The organism is Mammaliicoccus sp. O-M54, assembly GCF_022386035.1.
Taxonomy (GTDB): Bacteria; Bacillota; Bacilli; order Staphylococcales; family Staphylococcaceae; genus Mammaliicoccus; species Mammaliicoccus sciuri_A.
The window spans coordinates 220261-239939 of sequence record NZ_JAJNJE010000002.1; the positions used below are offsets into that span (position 1 = coordinate 220261).

Genomic DNA, 19679 nt, shown 5'->3' on the forward strand with positions numbered 1-19679 from the left:
TGATGATAACAACCTGAACTTATTTACTTAAGTTCAGGTTGTTTTAATTTTATCTTCTATAATTTGGAAAATTTAGGGTTTATTACAACATACTCTTTTTGCTAAAATAGTTATACATAATATAGATAACTTTATTCTTTTCATTTTAGGTAACCCACTCAAACAAAGGAGGATTATTCAACATGAAGAAATTAATGGTCGTAACAAGTATTTTAGTACTATTATGTGCCGCGTGTAGTAGTGATAAAGAAAAATCAACTGCACATCAAAAGGATGAAAGTACTAAAACTGAAAGTAAGCAGAATGATAGTTCTAAAAATGAGCGTACGCAAAAAGATAAAGATAGCTCTAAGTCTGATTCACAAGAAAATGAAAATAACCAATCAAAGAATGAAAATAAAGCTCATGAAGATAAACCTAAACAAGTTGAAAATGTAAAATCAGATGTTAATGAAGTTTCAGATAAGACAAAGTTAGCTTTAGCCTTTTTTGCTGATAAAAATGGAGAATATATCGTAACGAAAGATGAAGTATTAACTGGTGTTTTTGAACAATTTTCTCAAGGTGAAAAACAAAAAAAGAAACTACATAAACTATTGTTAATAGAAGAAAAAAATATCCAAGACGCACCAAATGGTATGAAATTCTATACTGTATATCCAGCCAAAGGTAGCTTTGCAACTGTAGTTGGTTTGAGTAAAGATAAATTATATGTCGGTGGAACTCAAGCTGTATTAATATACAAAGATTTATTGAAAACAGGTAATGAATATAACCTACAAGACTTATACGATAAAAATAAAAATTATACATCACTTGAAGAAGTCGCAAATAAAATTGAAATAAAAAAAGAACATCCAGACCATAAAACAATAGAAGCCTTTGAAGATCAAGAAAACCCAGGAACAGAAGCACACTTTAGATCACAAGTATATGGCATGATTTCTGATTTTGAAGGAGAACCAATAGGAAAAAGTAAATATTTAATAGATATCGTGAGAAAGGACGATAACGGTAATTGGTACGTTAACTATCGTAATGAACACGGTGAAATACTTGGTACATACACAACGAAAGGCGAAGATATCGTTAAAAAAGATGCTGAAGGCAATATTATTGAGCAAAAACATATAGAAAATAGACATCAATAAACGGAAGAAATTTTTATGGAGGTACATTATTGTGCTAAAGTTTGATAAAAAAAAGAATGGTTTTATGAAGTGGTTTTTGTTCACTATACAAATGATTCTAGCTATTTTATTAGCAGTTTTCGCTTATAAACAAATGAATCAAGATCATTTAGATACTTCGTTTACTATCTTTACAGTACTTTTTTTAATCTTTGTATTTTGGAATACTAAACATTATCACACTGATTAAATAAAACAATAAATCTTAGTAGTCTAATTAAAAAAACAAGGAGGAACGATTATGAAAAAAGAGAACAGTTTAAATAATGATTTTACTATGGCAACGGTGTTAAATATTATTCTTCTATTCGCTATAATTTTTACAATGCCAATAGAAAGTTTAACTTTGTCTATCGTATTAGCTATAATAGCAGGAGTAAATGCGATATATTTACTTGTTAAAGTTTTAAAAATGAAAAATAAATATCAATAACCAACTACTCAAAAACACCCTAGTTCATTAGGGTGTTTTTTGAACTTATTTTTTCTCTTAGGTGGACTATTTAATAAAAATAAAGAAACGATACTTACTGAAATCCCTAAACAGAAAGAATAAATAATAATCCCAAGAGTACTTTCTGGGTAAGGGAAAATATATCTAAACGTACAAATGATTAAAAATGAAATTAATCCTATTTTAAATATGTATATGATTCTATCCATATTCATCACCTATTCCTTCTTATTTTTAGCCATCATTATAGTTGGTAATACTATACAAAAAATAAGAACAATTACAAAAACACCAACATTCATAAGAGTTCCTCCTCTATTCATTACTTTATTTATATATCGAAAAGTACTCTTAATTTTCATCCTCATTATTTGGAAAAATTAAATTTAAAGCCCTCTCTCATATAATCCGCCTTTTTCTATATTTTACAAATGTTTCTTTATTCATTTTTTATTTTATCAAACTACAGATTCATATTCTAATTTATGTCTAATAACAAAAGTATTTATAATATAAAAAGTGTCATTAAAAAATATTCTAATATAAAAATAATCAAAAAAATAAAGTATTGAGTGTAAAAAGACATCTATGGTAGCATTACATTGTAAAAAATCTTTTAATATTTATATGTTATATAGGAGATGAAAAAAATGAAAAAATTATTAATACCTATACTATTGTTCGCCTTAATTTTATCAGCTTGTGGAAGTACAAAAGATAAAATTCAAGGTAATTGGGAGGATACTAAAAATGAAGGTTATCAAGTAGAAATAAAGGACAATGTTTTTGAAATTACACAAAGTGGTCTAACTTTAAAAGGTAAAATTGAAGAAGATAAAGATGGCAATTTAAAAGCGGATATTGATGGAGAAAAAGCTAAAGTAGATTATCAAGACGATAAGCTCATTATTGATAATATGAAGTTCAAAAAAATCGATTAGTGAAATGGAGATTATTGAATTGTTAATTGTGGATTTCTTTACAAATGATTTATATGGGTTTTATAACATCATTATTGTTCTTCTAATTATTATAGTAATACTTACTATAATAGCTTTTAAATTTTTGAAGTTTTTATACCAAATTAATAAAGAAATGGATTTCAATGAGAATGACGAACTTAATGAAACATTTAATGAACAATTTGAAGATGTGGAACCTCCTAGTGAATCAGCTGTTGATAAAAAAGTAGTGGAAGTATTAAGAGGGTACTCAGAAATTGATAGTCTTAAAGGGCTAAAAACTTTTAACGGATATGATGCTTATGATTTAGTAAAATCAATTAATGATTTTATATATAACAGTGATAAATTAGGAAATCAATTAAAAAATATCATTAATGACCCTATACCAATCGATTTAAACGTAAGTACACATTATTGTAACTGTGAAATAACCGATTTAAAATCCGGTGACTGTAAAGTAAGTATAAATTATACTAACTATTTTCAAATGAATGTAAACGATTTTTATTCTATCAATAGTTTTAATGACTTAGAAAAATATATTAAAGGCAATCTTATTTTGCATAGTGAAGCATATTAACATGGGGGACTTTAGGATGAAGAAAATATTAACAGTAATTGGATTATTAGTATTTACATTAGCTGGTTGCGGAAAGGCTACTGAGGAAAAAGAAGTCAAATTCAGCGATGTTATGAATGACAAAAAAGAGACTATTTCATACTTAGTGGAAAATAGTTCTGACGATTCAGCAGAGTTAGGAAAAGACTCTAAAATCACAAAATTCATAGTAAGTAAAGACGGTAAAATTGCAGTATATAGTGATTATAGCGATGAAGATTCTGATAGCTATGAGTATGCTACTGATGTAGGAAAAATGATAAAAATGGATGACGATAAAAAACTTGATTATATTAAAAAAATGGATAAAAAAAGCTTTAATGCAGAAAAAGATTATAAAATAAAGGAAACTAAAGATAAAATTGAATCTGTCGAAGATAGCCTAGATAATGCTAAAAAAAGAGCTAAAGAAGATGATTATGATCCTGAAAGATATGAAATTGAAGGCGTACCAGAAGTTGAATTTTACTCAAAACAACTTACTAATTTAACAAAGGAATTAAAGAAAATATCAAATATTAAATATAAAGAACCTACTTTTAATAAATTAAAAATAAATATAACAACTGATGGTTCAGGAAATAATACGAAATCCGAATTTATAAATATTGGTTCTCAAACGTTTGATGAAGATAGCAAAAATGGTATTTATAGATATTCAAAGGAATCTTCTAAGAACTATGGAGTAAATTTATCAAACGTTGTTAGCCCTACTGAAATATATGACAAAAAAATAGCAGGATTATGTAACATTGATTTAATTGAAGAAGATAATGATTATGATGAACCAGCATATAGTGACTATGAGTACCTAATAACAGAAGTTGGAGATAAAACACAAAAATTCAAATTAGATCAACCAGATGATAAAGGTGTTAAAGAAAAATAAATACTTCTAATAATCCTGAACACAGATAGTCGTGTTCAGGATATTTTTATAGAGATATGTATTATGAGTAAATCCGAAAATTTTAAAAGATATTCTTTTTAAAATAGGTTTACACTTTTTAAGACTTATGGTTAATATAGGTAATATAGGAAAAAAAAGGAGAAAGAATATGAAATATTTCGACTTTACATTTAGTTTTAGCATATCAATGATTTTATATTTTGTAGCAGTAATGGTTGGTTTTCAGGAAGGTTATATAAGTTTATTACTATTTGCAATTCCAACTCTTTTATTAACGGTCTCATTGTTTATACTAGGAGGATATTATCGATTAGATGATAAAAATAAGTAAACTAACAAACTATTAAAAATTCAAAAATCTTATTTGGGTGTGGTACGAGATGATCGAGTTATTGGTTGTAATGGGTATTATTTTAATCAATATCATTTATGATGTAATTGTCTATGTGACACATAACGATATTTCATATATGATATTCCTTGTTTTAATTAGTGCCGGTTTATATTCAATCTATCATACTCACGAGAGTAAAAAACATAAAACACAAAGACAAAGGATCAAAGAGTTATTTATAAATATTACGATATACATGAGTATGACTTTAGGTTATATTCTGTTAAATGCAGTTGGTTGGGCAAATATTTATACAACGATAATTTATTATTTTGTAATAGTTGGCGTTATCATTCTGTATATAAATAGAAGAAATGCTCAAGTACGCAAAAGCCGTGACAAATAACGTCACGGCTTTTTTGTCGTCTTGATATTTAGGTATTCCCACTAATAATTGGGCAAAATGATTGGGTTCATATATAATGAGTCCTAATATTATTTCAAATAAATTAACCTAATATAGTTCTGATTATGCCCAAAACGAAGGAGTTCTTTTATGATTATTCGAGAGATGAAACAAGAAGATAACACAAAAGTAAAAGAAATTATACAAGATTCATTAGAATCACTTGGCCTTGCGATTCCTGGGTCAGCTTATTATGATCCTCAACTTAATGATCTTCACCAATATTATGCTAATTTAAACCATGCGAACTATTGGGTAGCTGAAATTGACGGAGAAATTGTTGGTGGCGTTGGAATAGCACCGTTTAACGAAAATGATAAAATTTGCGAATTACAAAAGTTATATTTAATTCCAAAAGCACAGGGTCTAGGACTTTCTAAGAAACTTATGGAAACAGCACTATCCTTTGCCTTTGAACATTATGAACAATGTTATTTAGAAACAATGCATGAACTAAAAGCAGCATGTATCCTATATGAGAAATTTGGATTTAAACTGTTAAACGATCCACTCCCAGGTTCTGACCACTCCGCTATGGATGCGTGGTATATAAAGTCTAAATAGGATTAGTAAAAGCCATGACAAATTACGTCATGGCTTTTATTTCATTTTCCCAGCAACAATACTTTCTATACACCCTTGTAAATACCTTCAAAAATATGTAAATTAAATATAAGTATCATTTTACACTAGAAGTAATACATATTATCTTTAGAAAGTAGGTAAATGCCTTATGAGAAAATTATTCAATTTCATCATGACGATTGTTGCATTCTTATTATTAGCGTGTTTACCAGCTTTATTTGATGATCAACGCTTTAGTTTCTTGAATTATCTTAATGCCTTGAAGTCGACGTTTTTATACATATTTCATCCTCAAGATATTATATTTACAAATAAAATATCACATGTTGAACGTAGTTTATTTCCATTCTTTATTGAACCTTGGATAAATACTATTGTGATTTTGTTTGCAGCACTTTTGTTAGCTTTTATCGTATCTTTATTATTTACATACCTTCTATATGTTAATGATCATATTAAGAAATGGTATTTAAAAATTAATACAGTTCTATCTATTATTCCGGATATTTTTTACATACCTTTTTCTATTTCATTGGTGATATTATTTTATCGATATACAGATATTCTATTGTTTAATGTAGCGAATAGTTCCGAAGATAAAGCTTTAATATTCCCTATTTTGGTGCTATCGATTATACCTTTAGTGAGTAGTGTGACATTTTTAAGTAGTATTCTAGATGATGTATCTCGTGCAGATTATATTGAGTTTTCTAGAGCGAAGGGTTTATCAAATGTAGAGTTATATTTTAAACACATATTAAGGAATTTGTTTGCATCATATTTAATCAATTTTAAACATATTATTTGGATCACGCTTTCAAGTTTATTACTTTTGGAAAGAATCTTTAACATGCACGGTTTGTCATCATTTATATTTGATTATGGCTCTCCAGAAGTATTATTTGTCACGTTTATATTGATTTATGTACCTGTATCTCTCGCCATATTTATGAGTCATAAAGTATTATTTACCTTCACTGGCGTACGGGGAGGGTTATCATGAAGAAATTTTATATACTATTAACGTTACTTATCTTACCTGCCCTAGTTGGTGTGATTTATTTTGATTTACTAAACATCACGCCTAAACCTATGAATTTTCTATACAATTCTAATGGGGATATTATGAAAAGCTCTCCATTTGCACCTAGCTTTAAAGCATTATTTGGTGTGGATGCCGCTTCTAAAAACATGTTATTTGAAGTGTTATCCGGATATCGTATCACTTTACTGATTATCATCGTCATATCAAGTTTATCGGTTCTTTGTTCAGTTGTAATTGGAACTTATTTAGCATTTAATCGCAAGACAACAAGTATTTACAGTGTCTTTTCTAATGCATTATTTTATATTCCTCAATCTATTTTGGCGTATATCTTATTGCAACCTTTGCTATATGAAACAATAGATGGCTTTACGACTACTATGCAATTTAGAATGACTTACAATATCATTATTCTGACAATATTAATGATACCGACGACAACTATGCTGATAAAAGAATCAACTCAGTATATATTAAATCAAGATTATATCGAAGCTGCATATACCATTAGTCCTAACGATAAGCATATATTCATCAAACATGTATTACCTAACATACAAACTCAATATTTGATCATATTTTTGAGAATATGTTTTCAAACCTTGCTAGTTATGACACACCTAGCCTTCTTCAAAATATTCTTCGGAGGTACGAAGGTTTGCTATGGACCTGCATGTGAAATTATAGAGCGACCAAGCATCAATGACTTAAGCAGTTTATTAGGCTTTCACTCTAATGAGCTAACAACAAACTGGTGGACATTCTACGCACCATTAGTTGGCATATTATATATATTTATCATTATTAATTTGATGTCGAATGTATTGAAGAGAGGATAAATAAACCTAAGTAATTTAATATGGAATGATAAGAAAGAGAATTTACATGAGATGATGCTACTATTTATAACCCTAATATTTTATCTACTTCTTCAACTGAATAAGTAGTGTCATCTTTTTCATAAGCTTTCATCGCTTTGTTATAAAGTTCGATATCCATTTCATGTTGAATCTTTTCTATAGCAGACTGTCTTAATAATTCTGAAGTTGTGACACCATGTATTTTTGAAAAATACTCTATTAATTCTTTCTCTTCAGTACTCACTTGTACTGTAATTGTCTGAGTCATTGCCATATGAATCATCTCCTTTATTTTAAATTTTAGCATGCGATTTATAATTCTAAAGTATTGAAAAAAAAAGACTCTAAAATAAACTAGAGTCTTTTTTAATAATGATATCTACATCCTATAATGATAATGTGATTTTCTTTAACCATATAAACGAGTCTGTGTTCATGATTAATACGTCTACTACAGTAGCCTTGTAAATTTCCTTTTAGTGGTTCAGGTTTACCTTCTCCTTCTAATAGGCCATCGCGCTGAATACTTTTTATTAGCCTGTTAATCTTCTTTAATAACTTTTTATCTTGTTCTAGCCAATACTCATAATCTTCAAAAGCAGAAGGCGTAAATGTAATATTTCGTTTACTCATAGGAATCTATATCTATCTCAACTGTATTATTTCTTTCCGCTTCTTCAATAGATTTTGCCAAGTGTTTAGCATTAGCAGGTGATTGTTGTAAATACAGCGTCTCCATAATTGAATTATAATCATCTTCACCCATTAAAACAGCATTACTTTCATTAGTAGTAATCGTTACAGTATCACTATCATTATTTACTTTATCAATCAATTTCCTAAAATTTTTACGAGCGTTTGAATAACTTATTACAGTCATACTAAAACCTCCTTTAACACATTAATTGTACCACATGCTGTACAATTACCCAAGCTGGAAAACTAATTTGGAGTCTTCGTGCACTTAAGCCCTTGTTGACCCCTAACTGCACGATATCTCTCAGTCTTCGTGCGCTCAAGCCCTTTTTCAGCCCTAACTGCACGATATCTCTCAGTCTTCGTGCGCCTGGCACTATCTATTAACATCTACTTAAGAATCAACTATTCTCCATCTAACTTAAGTTCCATACCTTCAAAGGAATTCAGTACGTATGGATCGTGAGATATGATGATAAGTTGTACTTGTTCTAATGTCTTTAACATTTGGATAATGGTTTCTTCACTCATAACATCTAAGTTCGTCGTGGCTTCGTCTAATATAAGTACTTCAGGTTCTACGATTAAAGCTTTTGCTATCCATACTCGTTGGAATTGCCCGCCACTTAATGTACTCATGCGCTGCTTCAAAATACTTTTAGGTAGTAAACATCGCTCCAGTACGGTTTCAATTTTATGCCCATAATCCTCTTTATCAACACGATAATTTCTCAATGGCTCTCTTAAAATATATTCAACTGTCTTACGTGGATTTAATGTATCTCGTTGATATTGTGGTACATATTGAATCGTCTTCATCCACTGTTTCAGAGGTATGCTTTCTTGCGGTCGATGATTAAACTTGATTGAACCTGTATAGTTTGAATCTAATCCTGCTATCATTTTAGCGAGCGTTGATTTCCCGCTTCCGCTCTTCCCACTAATCAATAAATTCTGATCTTCAATAGTAAGCGACAAACCATTTATAATATGCCGTTGATTGATCATTTTAGTTAAGTTCTCTATTTCAAGCATACTTTTCTCTCCTACGTGCGATAGACATTAACTTTCTAGCATACTCATGCTTCGGATGATTTAACAACGTTTCTTTATCGCCACTCTCAATGATTTGACCATCCTTCATAATACTAATATGTGTCGCATATGCTTTTACTAAATTAATATCATGTGTCACAAAGATGACTGTCATTTCATTTTGTCGATACATATCGCCTAAGTATTGCATTAAGTTGTGACAGTTTTCTTTGTCTAATGCCGTTGTAGGTTCATCAAGTATTAAACACTTCGGACGTCTTATAAGTGCCATAATAAATGCTACTCGTTGTGCCATACCACCACTCAGTTCGAACGGATAACAATTCCATAACGCCTCACCATTTTCTAAACCAAATGCTTTCATCATCTTTAGAATTTCTTCGTACTGTTCTTCAGCTGATAATTTAGACCGACTAGCCTCAAATAAATATTTAAATTGTTTCGCCAAAGTTATATTTTGAAACATGTTACTATGCACATCTTGGAATACTGCATCCGTCTTATTTAAATCGATATCAATATTTCCCAGGTAATGAAGTTTACGGTGTTTCATATTTAATATTGTCCTTGTCAGCAATGATTTGCCACTACCACTCTCACCGATTATGCAATGAAAATCACCTTGATTTACCGATAGTGAAATAGATTGAATCAACGGATGCTCACCATCAAAAACACTCACATCTTGAACATTTAAAATGCGTTTTACTGAGTTATTTTTTTGTTCAACATTTGAAATAATAATGCATAACCTCCTATCAACATACCTGGGAAGAAGAATAGCCACGGTGCACTGTTAAAATAACCTTTGCCATCAAATAATATTGTTCCAAGTTCTGGTATAGGTGGCTTAATGCCTAAACCAAGAAAAGCTAAACCTGAAATACTTAAAATAATTTTGCCGATATCTGCAGTTATTAAAGCCAATATATTACTCATTAAATGAGGCATTGTATGAGTAATGGTCGTTTGTACGGTTGAATTACCACTTAACACCGCATAAGAAATAAACGGGCGCTTTTGAATATCACGTGTTAAATTTCTAAAGTAACGTAAATAGCGCCCTACCCATGCGATGGTTAACGCCAATATAAGACCAACTGTTGAATTGCTAATTAAACTTAAGACGACGAGCGCGATAATAAAGCTTGGAATCGCTAAAATCATATCTGCGATAAACATGAGTGCTTTATCCATCCACTTTCTCTCGATACCAGCAATCATACCGAGTGTTAATCCAATACTTACACTTATAATCATCACAACTGCTGATAAAGATAACGTAACACCAGACCCTAGTATTAACCTATTAAAGAGATCTCTACCTAGTTGATCAGTACCTAAGAAATGTTTAAGGCTAGGTGATTGTAGTGGTGCATCCGTTTCACTGCCATGCATTTGAACATAAATACCGCATAACAACAGAACACCTACTGCTAGACTAACCGCTATTATTAATCGTTTATTTGTCATGATGAACGCCTCTTTTCACGAGACATTACGCGCTGTATATGTAATCTCGGTTCACTTTTCAAAATAATTAAATCTCCCCAATAGTTAATCAACATAATAAAGACCATAATAATCACAACAATACCTTGAATTAATGGATAATCACGTTGATTAATGGCGGTAATCAGCAACTTGCCGATACCAGACATACTAAATATCACTTCTAATATAACGGCTTTACCGATTAAGTGAATCATACTATTCACTGATATCGTCATTAATGGCGCAAATATTTCTTTTATTTGTATATAAATACGTGCACGTAACTTCACTTTTCTTAATACTGTAAGTTGATATGCATCGCTTTCTAACGTTTGTTCAATAAGATGCGCTGTCATTAATAACACATGACACCCTTCAATTATGACGATTGTTATAATCGGTAATAGAAAATGTTGCCAAGAGTCACTGCCTACAAATGGTACTAATCGCCATCGTACACCTGCATAATAAATGAGTAAGATCGCTATCCAATACTCGGGCATGGACGTCATAACTTGAGCAAATCCACGAATTACTCGAGCATATTTTGTTTCTGCATGTGATCCGATCATATATCCGATAGAATAGCCAAACAATAATAATATACATGCTGATACAGCTATTAATATCAATGTCGGACTTAATGACGCTAAGATGACATCTGTAACAGGTTCATTCGAACTGAATGTATATCCGAGATGTCCCGTTAGTGCATGACCAAGCCAGTCTATATATCTCAAGAATATATTTTGTCCTAGTCCTAATTTATGCTCTGCTAATTCGATATGCTCTTGTGTAATGGTCGTGTAACCGTGTCGTTGTAAATAAAGTATGGCCGGATTACCTGCTGTCTTCTCAACTAACACATAGATGATAAACGAACTGATTACTAAATAAGATAGTAATTTCAGTGTTCGCTTTATGATCATTGTTCATTCACTTTCAGCGATTTATAGTCAACTGGTGCATCTGTTAATCCTGTGAATTTAAATGATTTAACTTTATCACTTACGACAAATGTTTCATTTGGATAAGCAATCGGCACACCAAAGTATTGTTGATTAAAATGTTTAAAGATATCATCAAATGCGCGTTGTTGTTCATCTCTTGAAATCTTCGTTGTATAATCATCTAATTGTTTTGTTAAAGTATCATCGTTTGCTAACACACCAGACTTACCGTCAACATTTTCGAATACTGAACTCATAAAGTTATAAGGCATTAATGCATCAGAATATGTTCTATAGAAGATTAAGTCATAATCTTTTTTCGTCCATAACGTATCATAATAAGTTTGTGCATCTAACGTTTTTATATTTACTTTAATGCCGGCTTTCTTCAAATCTTGTTGTACTTGTTCAGACTTATCTTTCCAGTTCGGGAACTCTGCCGTTTGGATAACTAAATTAAATGATAAGACTTTGCCGTCTTTTTCAAACATGCCGTCACTATTTTTAATATATCCTTCATCTTTTAATAACTTTTCAGCAGATTTAACATCGTATTCATGTGTTTGTTGATTATCATCATTTACAAATTGAACATTTTTCTGGAATATACCTTTCATTTCTTTATCAGATAAAGCTTTCGTATTGATACTTTTACTGATTGCTTCACGTATCGCACGTTCTTTCAATAATTTATGATTCGGGTTAAATGCCATAAAGTGACTGACAGTGCTCGGTTTATCTTCAATCGTTAATGCTTTATTCTTTTTATCTTCTTTAATTTGTTGGTCTGTCAGCATACCTAAAGCACCGCCTGATATATCTACAGTGCCACTTTGTACTGCTGAATTTCTAGAATCGCCATCTTCAATTGTTTGAAAGGCTAAATTATATTTAACAGGATGCTCATTGTTGAAATGTTTATTAGGTTTCAATGTTGTCTTTTCTTTACCGTTCTTATCAACGACAAATGCACCTGTACCAATTGCTTCTTTGAACTTACCGTCGACTTTTTCACCTTCAACAGCATGTGGACTCATCATACGTAATGGACGTACTTGTGTTAATTCGTTCAATACCTGGTTAGATGGTGACTTTAATTTAATTTGAACGGTATGGTCATCTTTCACTACGACTTGATCTAATTTCTTTAATGTTTCAACTGTCGAATCTTTATTGATTGCTTTTGCACGTTCGATTGAGAACTTCACTGCTTCAGCATTAAAAGGAGAACCATCCGAAAATTTAATACCCTTCTTCAAATGGAATTCATAAACTTTACCTTCATTATCTACTTCCCATTTTTCAGCTAATCCTGCTGTTACGCCTTTATCCTTATCATACTTTACTAAAGGTTCATAGACTGCACTATAAACAGGCATTGCCGCTTCATATCCTTGTGCATCTAACTTATCTGCCTTCGCTTCTGTTGGTAGTGATAACGTCACTTGCTTACTATCTTTCTGTTCATTTGAACATCCCGCTAATGTCAGTAAAGCACTTGCTGACAATACCATTAATAACCGCTTCTTCATTACTTCGTGCCTTCTTTCAATGTTGCTTTTACTAAAAATGATTCATGGAATAATGTTTGTAAATAATCATTTGGTGATAAATAAAAGTCATCATAATGCGTTAAATCAATCACATTAGGAACAGGTTCCTTAATAACAGCCACTTCAAATCCTTCAGCTACAAAGCTATCTACTATATGTTTTAAAGAATGATTTTGAGACGGTGTCGCACCGTATTTATTTATCACGTCTTCCATAAATTGCTGACTTGGATTGTTTGTTAAATCTGAGAATGTCGCATAGTAGACACCATTTGGTTTAAGTACAGCTTTCAAATCACGTGCATGTTGAGGTATATCCTCAATTAAATAAAGTACAGATGTACTAATTGCTGTGTCATATGTTCTGTTTGTATCTTGAGGTTTATCTGTTAACACATATTCTAATGGGCGATCGCCTTTTAATTCTTTCGCTTTCTCAAGTGATAACTTCGCTAAATCCATTCCTACGCCATATTCAAATGGAACGGTGTCAAATAATCTACGTAGAAAGCCACCTTGATTACATCCGAAATCTAATATTGTCTTACCTCTAACATCAGATTCATCCATCAATTGAATCGTTCTATCCCATCCATCAACATGATCATTTGCCATGTCATCATCTGTTTCTTGTCCCTTCTGCCACCATACATCGTATTCTTTCACCATTTATTTTCCCTCAACTTCCTAAATCGTAATATTTACGTTTTATATGTTATATCAAGTATTTAAGAAAAGCAATAAGAATTTTGTGGAGGTATGGGGTGGAAGTAGTACGTCAAAATAAACAAATAAATCCAGATACAAAAAAGCCGAGACACGTTGAATGTCTCAGCTTATTTTGTATTATAAGCGCACGATATCTTTGGAGTCTTCGTGCGATATGGCCTGATTTTACCCTTTAGCGCACGATATCTCGCAGTCTTCGTGCGATAGAGCCTAATTTTACCCCTTAGCGCACGATATCTCGCAGTCTTCGTGCGATACGGCCTGATTTTACCCCTTAGCGCACGATATCTCGCAGTCTTCGTGCGATACAGCCTGATTTTACCCCTTAGCGCACGATATCTCGCGGTCTTCGTGCGCTTTTGCCACTGAACCATGGTCAACAACTACACACTCATACACTAACCTCAGTCTTCCTGCGCTACTTTACTTCTCCACTCAATATGCGTGCAACGGCTTGTGCGACTTGTTTTGGTGATTGTGGATTTTGTCCTGTAACGAGTCTGTTGTCTACTTGTACATATGGTCTGAATGGTACTTTTGCTTTACTGTATTTGGCATCTCGGATTTTAAGTTCACTTTCTAACATAAACGGAACTAGACGCTTACGATTGGCTAATATTTCTTCTGCATTTGAAAATCCTGTAATCTGTTTACGATCGATAAAGTACCTGCCGTTTTCATCTTTCACATTTAATAATGCTGCGATGCCATGACACACTGCTGCGACAACGCCACCGTGACGATATACTTCATTAACAGCATCTTGAATGTACGTATTATGCGGAAAATCAAACATCACACCATGTCCGCCGGTAAAGTAAATGACATCATATACTTCAGGATTTGCTTCACTTATAGATGGACTATTTTTAAGCTTCTCCATAAAAGTATGATCGTTATAATAAGACTTTGTTAGATTATCTAACATTAGTGGATTAAGACTTACCGGATCAATAGGTGTTTCACCACCGTTTATATTAAATAAATCGATTTGATAATCCTCTGTATTAAAATAATCATAAAAATGAACAAGTTCACCTAGCCACAGTCCTGTTGGTTTACGTGTTCCTTCATAATAATCTACGCTTGTATTAACTATCATGATTTTCTTCATATTACGATTCTCCTTTTAAGATGTTTTTAATGCCTTCTTCATAAGTTGTCACTTTAAAATCAGGAAATCTTTCTTTAAATTTATCGGACTTAAAGACGTTATCATATTTATATCTTGGTAATAATTCAGTAAGTTCTTTAACTTGTTGATTAAATAGACTACCTAATTTAAATACCCACATTGGTACTGTCATATACTTAATCTTCTTATTTAAGACTTTCTCTGCTTTTTTCAAAATATCTTTATAAGACACACTACCGTCTGTTGGTAAATGCCAAGTTTCTCCATAAGCATCAGGTGTATTACCGAGCAATGCTAAGGCACGACTTGCATCAGGTGTCCATATAAGTGTACGTAACACAGATGCATTAACCGGTACTAATACACGTTTGCCTGCTTTCACACGATTAAATACTAATGAATTGGTAAAGCTTTGCGTTAATCCTGGTCCATAAAATTCAGGAGCGCGGCCAATAACAGCATGAATAGATTGATCTTTCATAGCTGATAACAACATTTCAGCTAAATCCGCACGTACTTGTGATTTACGTCCTTTTGGTACAAATGGACTATCTTCAACCTGTACGTTATCGTTTTTCTCATACATATACGTATTATCAAAGAATGCGAGTTTCGTATTTGTTTCTTGGCACGCTTTAATGACATTCTCCATAATAACTGGAAAGCGTTCTTCCCACATTTCTGAATTTGCGGGTAACCCAACAGCAAAATAGACTATTTCACTACCTTTCACTGCTTTAAGTGTATCTTCGTATTTCATTAAATCAGCAGCTACTAACTCGTCTGTATCATGAATTTTCTTAGGCTTTCTACCTACTAATCGTATATCTTTCGTATAATTTCTATAAATTTCTTTAGCAATTTCTTGCCCAATTTGTCCGTTACTTCCTAAAATTGTTTGCATATCGAATGCTCCTTTTTTCATTTTTTATTTCAATAGGTTTAAACATATAAACATAGTGACTAAAATTTTTTAAGCTTTTTCTTTATTTTTAATATTTTCTTCTAAAGAAGCTGTCAGTTCTTTCAACCACAGTAATGCATCGTCTAAATCAGAACGATAATATCTTTCCAACCCAACTTGCTCGACACTCAACAAGCCCACTTCATACATTAATTTCAAATGGTGCGATACAGCAGGTCGTGAAATCGTAAGTCGTTCAGTAATTTGATTAACCGTTAGTTGTTCTTCTCTACATAACAGAACAAGAATTTGTTGACGCTTCTCGTCTTGAAGAATATTTAATAACTTCGAACCTCTCTTAAATACCTCCATCGTCTTGTCTTCCATGTCGTCTCTCCTTAACAAATCGTTTCAATGATTATTATATACCACGTATTGCATGTGTAAGTCAAAAGAGAAGATTGAAAACACAATCATATTATTAATATGATAGTATATATACCAAGTCTAAGGAGGTATACGTAATGAAGAAATTGATATTAATGATCGCATCTATATTGTTGCTCAGTGCCTGCAGTACCGCTGATGCAACAACGCAAGACTTGAAGAAGGTTGAAGATAAATATGATGCTAATGTAGGTGTTTATGCTTTAAATACTGCAACTGATGAAGAAATTACCTTTAATGATGATAAGAGATTTGCCTATGCTTCAACTTTCAAAGCCGTAAGTAGTGCGATGTTACTTGAAAAGACACCTCACAATGAATTAAATAAGAAAGTTCATGTTAGTAAAGAAGATATTGTGCCATATTCACCTGTACTAGAAAAATTTATCAATAAAGACATCACTATCAAAAAATTAATAGAAGCAACGATGTTATACAGTGACAATACTGCTAATAATATGATTATTGAAGAATTAGGTGGCTATAAAGAAGTTAATAAAAGGCTAAAGTCATTAGATGATAAGACTACTAAACCTTCTAGAATGGAACCTGAATTAAACAATTATGATCCAAAGAGTAATAAAGATACATCAACACCAAAAGCTTTTGGAAAAACACTCAATAAACTGATCAATGATGGTCATTTATCAAAAGAAAATAAAGCATTCTTAATTGATTTAATGATCAATAATAAAAGTGGCGATACTTTAATCAAAAAAGGTGCACCAAAGAACTTTAAAGTAGCAGATAAGAGCGGACAAGCGATTACTTATGCATCAAGAAATGATGTTGCTCTTGTATACCCTAAAGGTGAATCAAAACCAATTGTTCTAGTTATATTCACAAACAAAGAAGGCAAGACAGATAAACCAAACGACAAAGTAGTCAGTGAAACAGCTAAAGTCGTATTAGAAAAATTTAATGATAAGTAGGAATAGAATATAAAAAACAGCCTAAGGTCATGAAACCTTAGGCTGTATATTTTGAGTTATAATGGATGTTCTGTTTTTTATAATGCATTTACCAGTCTTTCAAATTCATCTTTATTAATGTTAATACCTTCAAGATCAACATCTGCTAAATTAGGGTGTTACCCACTTGTTAAGACATATACTTCAATATGTGGACATGTTTCATTAACGATAGGCATTATTTCTTCATCGAACCGCTTCGGTCCATTGTTTTCACTGTAAATCACAACATGAAATTTAATATCATCAGCTATATTCATAGGAATTCTGTCTTCTCTCTTTCTAGACAATACACACTGTTTTCCTACAATATTTGAAATCCACTCTTCTTTCTTTTGGCAATAATTTATAAAATCTTTCCTTTGATATCCTAAATCCATTTTAACTTCGAGTATATTCTTAATTACATTATCTTCACAAATTAATAAATCCGGATATCTTGTACTTAAAGATTTATCAATCATAGATAAAGGCTGATCAATAAAGATTTGGACACCTTCCAATCTACTAATCAAATAAGCACCCAGCAAGTCTTCTCCAATACCTGATATACTATGATTACGTCCTCGATATAAATTTTCATGAGGGTAAGTAGGCTTCCCTGCTTCCTTATATGCCTTTACAAGATGTTCGATAACTTTTACTTCTGTAAATTTCATACTCAATCACCCTATCTATAGATACTCTATATTTCATCACACAAAGTATATCACACGTCTGAAAGTACAAATACAAAAACCCTCCTAATAATTAAGAGGGTTTGACTAGTAGTTTATAAATAATATGCGGATTTATTAAAGATAGGCATGACATCTAATCCATTACTAAAGAATACTCTTTTGTAACGATTTTCATTAGATTCTTATATAAATTCATATTACCTACAATAATAAATTTTAGTTTTTTCCTTGTTCTTGTTATATTTTGAAATACCATCTGTACTGGATCGTAGTGATAATATCCACCATTGTATTGAAGGGATTTATTCTTAATTTCGAAACTTCCATCTAAAATAACAGCGACATTATCAAACTCTTGTCCGATAATTCTATGTGAATTTACTTCTTGATTTAGCTGTGAATATTTTTCAAATGATGCATTGTCGAACTTAGATGTCGTCAATGATAAATACGTCCATGAATTATTCTCAAGGTATTGTATATACTCTTCGAAATTACTTTTACTACCTATATATTCAATTTCGATATTATTATAATCGATATTATTTTTCTTATCATTATTGAATAGTTCCTTTATAAAACAAGCAATTTCATGATTTGTTCTGATTTTATCTGTCAGTGTGTCATGTTTAATACTTGTATATGTCTCTTTAATATAATCAATGTTATTATATTTACTTTCTTTTTCATTCAGGTACTGACGAGGATCTAAACTAAAGATTAATTTACAATCATGTTCTTTAGCTTTTTCCATAATATTTCTTAATTGAGCAGGATACATTCTTTGTACTTCATCTATAAAAATAACGTCTATTTGAGCAAATTCATCATCTTCAATGCCCTTCTTAACTTCTCTTATGTCCCAACCTTCTTCATTTAATCGGTCATGTCCACTATTCAGCAAACCACAATGTATCATTACAGTATTTTTCCCCTGTTTAATAAGTTTGTTAGCTGCATCATAAATAACTAATGATTTTCCTGTTCCTGCCTTACCTTCTACAATATGATCATCTTTTAATTTTATTATACTATTTACTATAATTTGCTGATGCTGTGTCAGTATATATTTTTGTTTAAGAAATTTGTCAGTATTATTAAATGGTGATATTAAATAATTTGTAGGTACAAATACATCATCTAAATGTGTTGGTTCTATTGTTTTATATTTAGATAGTATATCAACCACTTCACTCGTATCGATTATAGATGTTGATTTATTATTTTTGTCATATTTATAAAATATATTCTCTTCACTTACATATGTAATAATATCTAGTTCATGAGTAACAGCTTGTAAATAGAAATAGTTTTTACACTGTTGTTTTAATACTCTTTCTTTATCTGCTTTACTCTTAAGTTCAATATTTAAAATGCCTTCTTTAGTATATTTTAAAAGGTCAAACTCTGGATTAATTTGTTTGATTTTATAGTTTAAATAAAATCCATCAAAATAAGAAACACTATTATCATATAAATGAAGTTCTTCTACAAGATCGACAATACCTTCTTTCTCAACCTCTTTAATGTCATCCAAATTATATCGCTTTTTGATCAACATTAAAGAAGATTGGTCCAAGCAAGTATTTGCTAAGGTTTTTAGATTAATTGTATTCATATAGTACTAGCTCCTCATC

General features: G+C 31.3%; 24 protein-coding genes. 10 read left to right on the top strand and 14 right to left on the bottom strand.

Going from position 1 to position 19679, the window contains the following annotated elements:
• The first annotated feature begins 182 nt into the window (after nt 1-182).
• The 9 genes from LQ673_RS05030 to LQ673_RS05070 all read left to right on the top strand — a co-directional run bounded on the left by LQ673_RS05030 (nt 183) and on the right by LQ673_RS05070 (nt 7407).
• A complete protein-coding gene (locus LQ673_RS05030) occupies nt 183-1151 on the top strand; it encodes a hypothetical protein (protein WP_239705680.1) in 969 nt (322 codons plus the stop codon).
• Nucleotides 1152-1431: 280 nt separating this feature from the next.
• The gene (locus LQ673_RS05035; RefSeq protein WP_196307744.1) at nt 1432-1623 is read left to right on the top strand and encodes a hypothetical protein; all 192 of its coding nucleotides are present in this window, start codon (nt 1432-1434) and stop codon (nt 1621-1623) included.
• Nucleotides 1624-2294: 671 nt separating this feature from the next.
• The gene (locus LQ673_RS05040) at nt 2295-2585 is read left to right on the top strand and encodes an LptF/LptG permease family protein (RefSeq protein ID WP_204188515.1); all 291 of its coding nucleotides are present in this window, start codon (nt 2295-2297) and stop codon (nt 2583-2585) included.
• Between the two features lie 19 nt (nt 2586-2604).
• Complete coding sequence (locus LQ673_RS05045; RefSeq protein ID WP_204188516.1) at nt 2605-3189, top strand: hypothetical protein; 585 nt, start codon at nt 2605-2607, stop codon at nt 3187-3189.
• A 16-nt stretch (nt 3190-3205) separates the two neighbouring features.
• Nucleotides 3206-4117, top strand: coding sequence for a hypothetical protein (locus LQ673_RS05050; protein WP_239705681.1), 912 nt, complete (start codon nt 3206-3208; stop codon nt 4115-4117).
• A 401-nt stretch (nt 4118-4518) separates the two neighbouring features.
• Nucleotides 4519-4878: a hypothetical protein gene (locus LQ673_RS05055; RefSeq protein ID WP_196307723.1), complete on the top strand. Its 360-nt coding sequence runs from the start codon at nt 4519-4521 to the stop codon at nt 4876-4878.
• A gap of 150 nt (nt 4879-5028) precedes the next feature.
• Nucleotides 5029-5502: a GNAT family N-acetyltransferase gene (locus LQ673_RS05060; RefSeq protein ID WP_196307722.1), complete on the top strand. Its 474-nt coding sequence runs from the start codon at nt 5029-5031 to the stop codon at nt 5500-5502.
• A gap of 169 nt (nt 5503-5671) precedes the next feature.
• Nucleotides 5672-6526 (top strand): ABC transporter permease family protein, encoded by an 855-nt coding sequence (locus LQ673_RS05065; protein WP_239705682.1) that lies wholly within the window; start codon nt 5672-5674, stop codon nt 6524-6526.
• Nucleotides 6523-7407: an ABC transporter permease subunit gene (locus tag LQ673_RS05070; RefSeq protein WP_239705683.1), complete on the top strand. Its 885-nt coding sequence runs from the start codon at nt 6523-6525 to the stop codon at nt 7405-7407. The genes LQ673_RS05065 and LQ673_RS05070 overlap by 4 nt, the downstream gene beginning before the upstream one ends.
• 64 nt (nt 7408-7471) lie before the next feature.
• On the opposite strand, the gene relB is transcribed toward LQ673_RS05070, so the two are convergent.
• The 12 genes from relB to LQ673_RS05130 all read right to left on the bottom strand — a co-directional run bounded on the left by relB (nt 7472) and on the right by LQ673_RS05130 (nt 16331).
• Complete coding sequence (gene relB, locus LQ673_RS05075) at nt 7472-7702, bottom strand: type II toxin-antitoxin system RelB family antitoxin (protein WP_239705684.1); 231 nt, start codon at nt 7700-7702, stop codon at nt 7472-7474.
• Between the two features lie 92 nt (nt 7703-7794).
• The gene (locus tag LQ673_RS05080) at nt 7795-8061 is read right to left on the bottom strand and encodes a Txe/YoeB family addiction module toxin (RefSeq protein ID WP_206180012.1); all 267 of its coding nucleotides are present in this window, start codon (nt 8059-8061) and stop codon (nt 7795-7797) included.
• Complete coding sequence (locus tag LQ673_RS05085) at nt 8054-8308, bottom strand: type II toxin-antitoxin system Phd/YefM family antitoxin (protein WP_196307717.1); 255 nt, start codon at nt 8306-8308, stop codon at nt 8054-8056. Before LQ673_RS05085 ends, LQ673_RS05080 begins: the two co-directional genes overlap by 8 nt.
• A 221-nt stretch (nt 8309-8529) precedes the next feature.
• On the bottom strand, nt 8530-9159 hold the full coding sequence (locus tag LQ673_RS05090; RefSeq protein WP_239705685.1) for an ABC transporter ATP-binding protein: 630 nt from the start codon (nt 9157-9159) through the stop codon (nt 8530-8532).
• Nucleotides 9152-9919: an ATP-binding cassette domain-containing protein gene (locus LQ673_RS05095; protein WP_239705730.1), complete on the bottom strand. Its 768-nt coding sequence runs from the start codon at nt 9917-9919 to the stop codon at nt 9152-9154. Before LQ673_RS05095 ends, LQ673_RS05090 begins: the two co-directional genes overlap by 8 nt.
• Nucleotides 9886-10653 (bottom strand): ABC transporter permease, encoded by a 768-nt coding sequence (locus LQ673_RS05100; RefSeq protein ID WP_239705686.1) that lies wholly within the window; start codon nt 10651-10653, stop codon nt 9886-9888. Before LQ673_RS05100 ends, LQ673_RS05095 begins: the two co-directional genes overlap by 34 nt.
• Nucleotides 10650-11600: an ABC transporter permease gene (locus LQ673_RS05105; protein ID WP_239745020.1), complete on the bottom strand. Its 951-nt coding sequence runs from the start codon at nt 11598-11600 to the stop codon at nt 10650-10652. Before LQ673_RS05105 ends, LQ673_RS05100 begins: the two co-directional genes overlap by 4 nt.
• The gene (locus tag LQ673_RS05110; RefSeq protein ID WP_239705687.1) at nt 11600-13156 is read right to left on the bottom strand and encodes an ABC transporter substrate-binding protein; all 1557 of its coding nucleotides are present in this window, start codon (nt 13154-13156) and stop codon (nt 11600-11602) included. Before LQ673_RS05110 ends, LQ673_RS05105 begins: the two co-directional genes overlap by 1 nt.
• Nucleotides 13156-13845, bottom strand: coding sequence for a class I SAM-dependent methyltransferase (locus LQ673_RS05115; protein ID WP_239705688.1), 690 nt, complete (start codon nt 13843-13845; stop codon nt 13156-13158). The genes LQ673_RS05110 and LQ673_RS05115 overlap by 1 nt, the downstream gene beginning before the upstream one ends.
• Nucleotides 13846-14323: 478 nt before the next feature.
• Nucleotides 14324-15019: a type 1 glutamine amidotransferase domain-containing protein gene (locus LQ673_RS05120; RefSeq protein WP_239705689.1), complete on the bottom strand. Its 696-nt coding sequence runs from the start codon at nt 15017-15019 to the stop codon at nt 14324-14326.
• 1 nt (nt 15020) lies between these two features.
• A complete protein-coding gene (locus LQ673_RS05125; RefSeq protein WP_239705690.1) occupies nt 15021-15944 on the bottom strand; it encodes an NAD-dependent epimerase/dehydratase family protein in 924 nt (307 codons plus the stop codon).
• Nucleotides 15945-16013: 69 nt separating this feature from the next.
• The gene (locus LQ673_RS05130; protein WP_037589651.1) at nt 16014-16331 is read right to left on the bottom strand and encodes an ArsR/SmtB family transcription factor; all 318 of its coding nucleotides are present in this window, start codon (nt 16329-16331) and stop codon (nt 16014-16016) included.
• 137 nt (nt 16332-16468) lie between these two features.
• Between LQ673_RS05130 and bla the strand changes: the two genes are divergently transcribed.
• Complete coding sequence (bla, locus tag LQ673_RS05135) at nt 16469-17323, top strand: BlaZ-like penicillin-hydrolyzing class A beta-lactamase (RefSeq protein WP_239705691.1); 855 nt, start codon at nt 16469-16471, stop codon at nt 17321-17323.
• A gap of 158 nt (nt 17324-17481) precedes the next feature.
• Here the strand turns inward: bla and LQ673_RS05140 are convergent, their stop codons facing one another.
• The gene (locus LQ673_RS05140) at nt 17482-18021 is read right to left on the bottom strand and encodes a hypothetical protein (RefSeq protein ID WP_239705692.1); all 540 of its coding nucleotides are present in this window, start codon (nt 18019-18021) and stop codon (nt 17482-17484) included.
• Between the two features lie 154 nt (nt 18022-18175).
• Nucleotides 18176-19660, bottom strand: coding sequence for an ATP-binding protein (locus LQ673_RS05145; protein ID WP_239705693.1), 1485 nt, complete (start codon nt 19658-19660; stop codon nt 18176-18178).
• Between the last annotated feature and the right edge of the window lie 19 nt (nt 19661-19679).

What these genes read in the sequence shown, in the direction of transcription:
- LQ673_RS05085 (WP_196307717.1), bottom strand. Translation starts at nt 8,308, where the DNA reads ATGACTGTAATAAGTTATTCAAACGCTCGTAAAAATTTTAGGAAATTG.
- LQ673_RS05090 (WP_239705685.1), bottom strand. Translation starts at nt 9,159, where the DNA reads ATGCTTGAAATAGAGAACTTAACTAAAATGATCAATCAACGGCATATT.
- LQ673_RS05070 (WP_239705683.1), top strand. Translation starts at nt 6,523, where the DNA reads ATGAAGAAATTTTATATACTATTAACGTTACTTATCTTACCTGCCCTA.
- LQ673_RS05050 (WP_239705681.1), top strand. Translation starts at nt 3,206, where the DNA reads ATGAAGAAAATATTAACAGTAATTGGATTATTAGTATTTACATTAGCT.
- relB (WP_239705684.1), bottom strand. Translation starts at nt 7,702, where the DNA reads ATGGCAATGACTCAGACAATTACAGTACAAGTGAGTACTGAAGAGAAA.
- LQ673_RS05055 (WP_196307723.1), top strand. Translation starts at nt 4,519, where the DNA reads ATGATCGAGTTATTGGTTGTAATGGGTATTATTTTAATCAATATCATT.
- LQ673_RS05115 (WP_239705688.1), bottom strand. Translation starts at nt 13,845, where the DNA reads ATGGTGAAAGAATACGATGTATGGTGGCAGAAGGGACAAGAAACAGAT.
- LQ673_RS05130 (WP_037589651.1), bottom strand. Translation starts at nt 16,331, where the DNA reads ATGGAAGACAAGACGATGGAGGTATTTAAGAGAGGTTCGAAGTTATTA.
- LQ673_RS05030 (WP_239705680.1), top strand. Translation starts at nt 183, where the DNA reads ATGAAGAAATTAATGGTCGTAACAAGTATTTTAGTACTATTATGTGCC.
- LQ673_RS05100 (WP_239705686.1), bottom strand. Translation starts at nt 10,653, where the DNA reads ATGACAAATAAACGATTAATAATAGCGGTTAGTCTAGCAGTAGGTGTT.
- LQ673_RS05065 (WP_239705682.1), top strand. Translation starts at nt 5,672, where the DNA reads ATGAGAAAATTATTCAATTTCATCATGACGATTGTTGCATTCTTATTA.
- LQ673_RS05125 (WP_239705690.1), bottom strand. Translation starts at nt 15,944, where the DNA reads ATGCAAACAATTTTAGGAAGTAACGGACAAATTGGGCAAGAAATTGCT.
- LQ673_RS05140 (WP_239705692.1), bottom strand. Translation starts at nt 18,021, where the DNA reads ATGAAATTTACAGAAGTAAAAGTTATCGAACATCTTGTAAAGGCATAT.
- bla (WP_239705691.1), top strand. Translation starts at nt 16,469, where the DNA reads ATGAAGAAATTGATATTAATGATCGCATCTATATTGTTGCTCAGTGCC.
- LQ673_RS05035 (WP_196307744.1), top strand. Translation starts at nt 1,432, where the DNA reads ATGAAAAAAGAGAACAGTTTAAATAATGATTTTACTATGGCAACGGTG.
- LQ673_RS05120 (WP_239705689.1), bottom strand. Translation starts at nt 15,019, where the DNA reads ATGAAGAAAATCATGATAGTTAATACAAGCGTAGATTATTATGAAGGA.
- LQ673_RS05080 (WP_206180012.1), bottom strand. Translation starts at nt 8,061, where the DNA reads ATGAGTAAACGAAATATTACATTTACGCCTTCTGCTTTTGAAGATTAT.
- LQ673_RS05110 (WP_239705687.1), bottom strand. Translation starts at nt 13,156, where the DNA reads ATGAAGAAGCGGTTATTAATGGTATTGTCAGCAAGTGCTTTACTGACA.
- LQ673_RS05060 (WP_196307722.1), top strand. Translation starts at nt 5,029, where the DNA reads ATGATTATTCGAGAGATGAAACAAGAAGATAACACAAAAGTAAAAGAA.
- LQ673_RS05145 (WP_239705693.1), bottom strand. Translation starts at nt 19,660, where the DNA reads ATGAATACAATTAATCTAAAAACCTTAGCAAATACTTGCTTGGACCAA.
- LQ673_RS05040 (WP_204188515.1), top strand. Translation starts at nt 2,295, where the DNA reads ATGAAAAAATTATTAATACCTATACTATTGTTCGCCTTAATTTTATCA.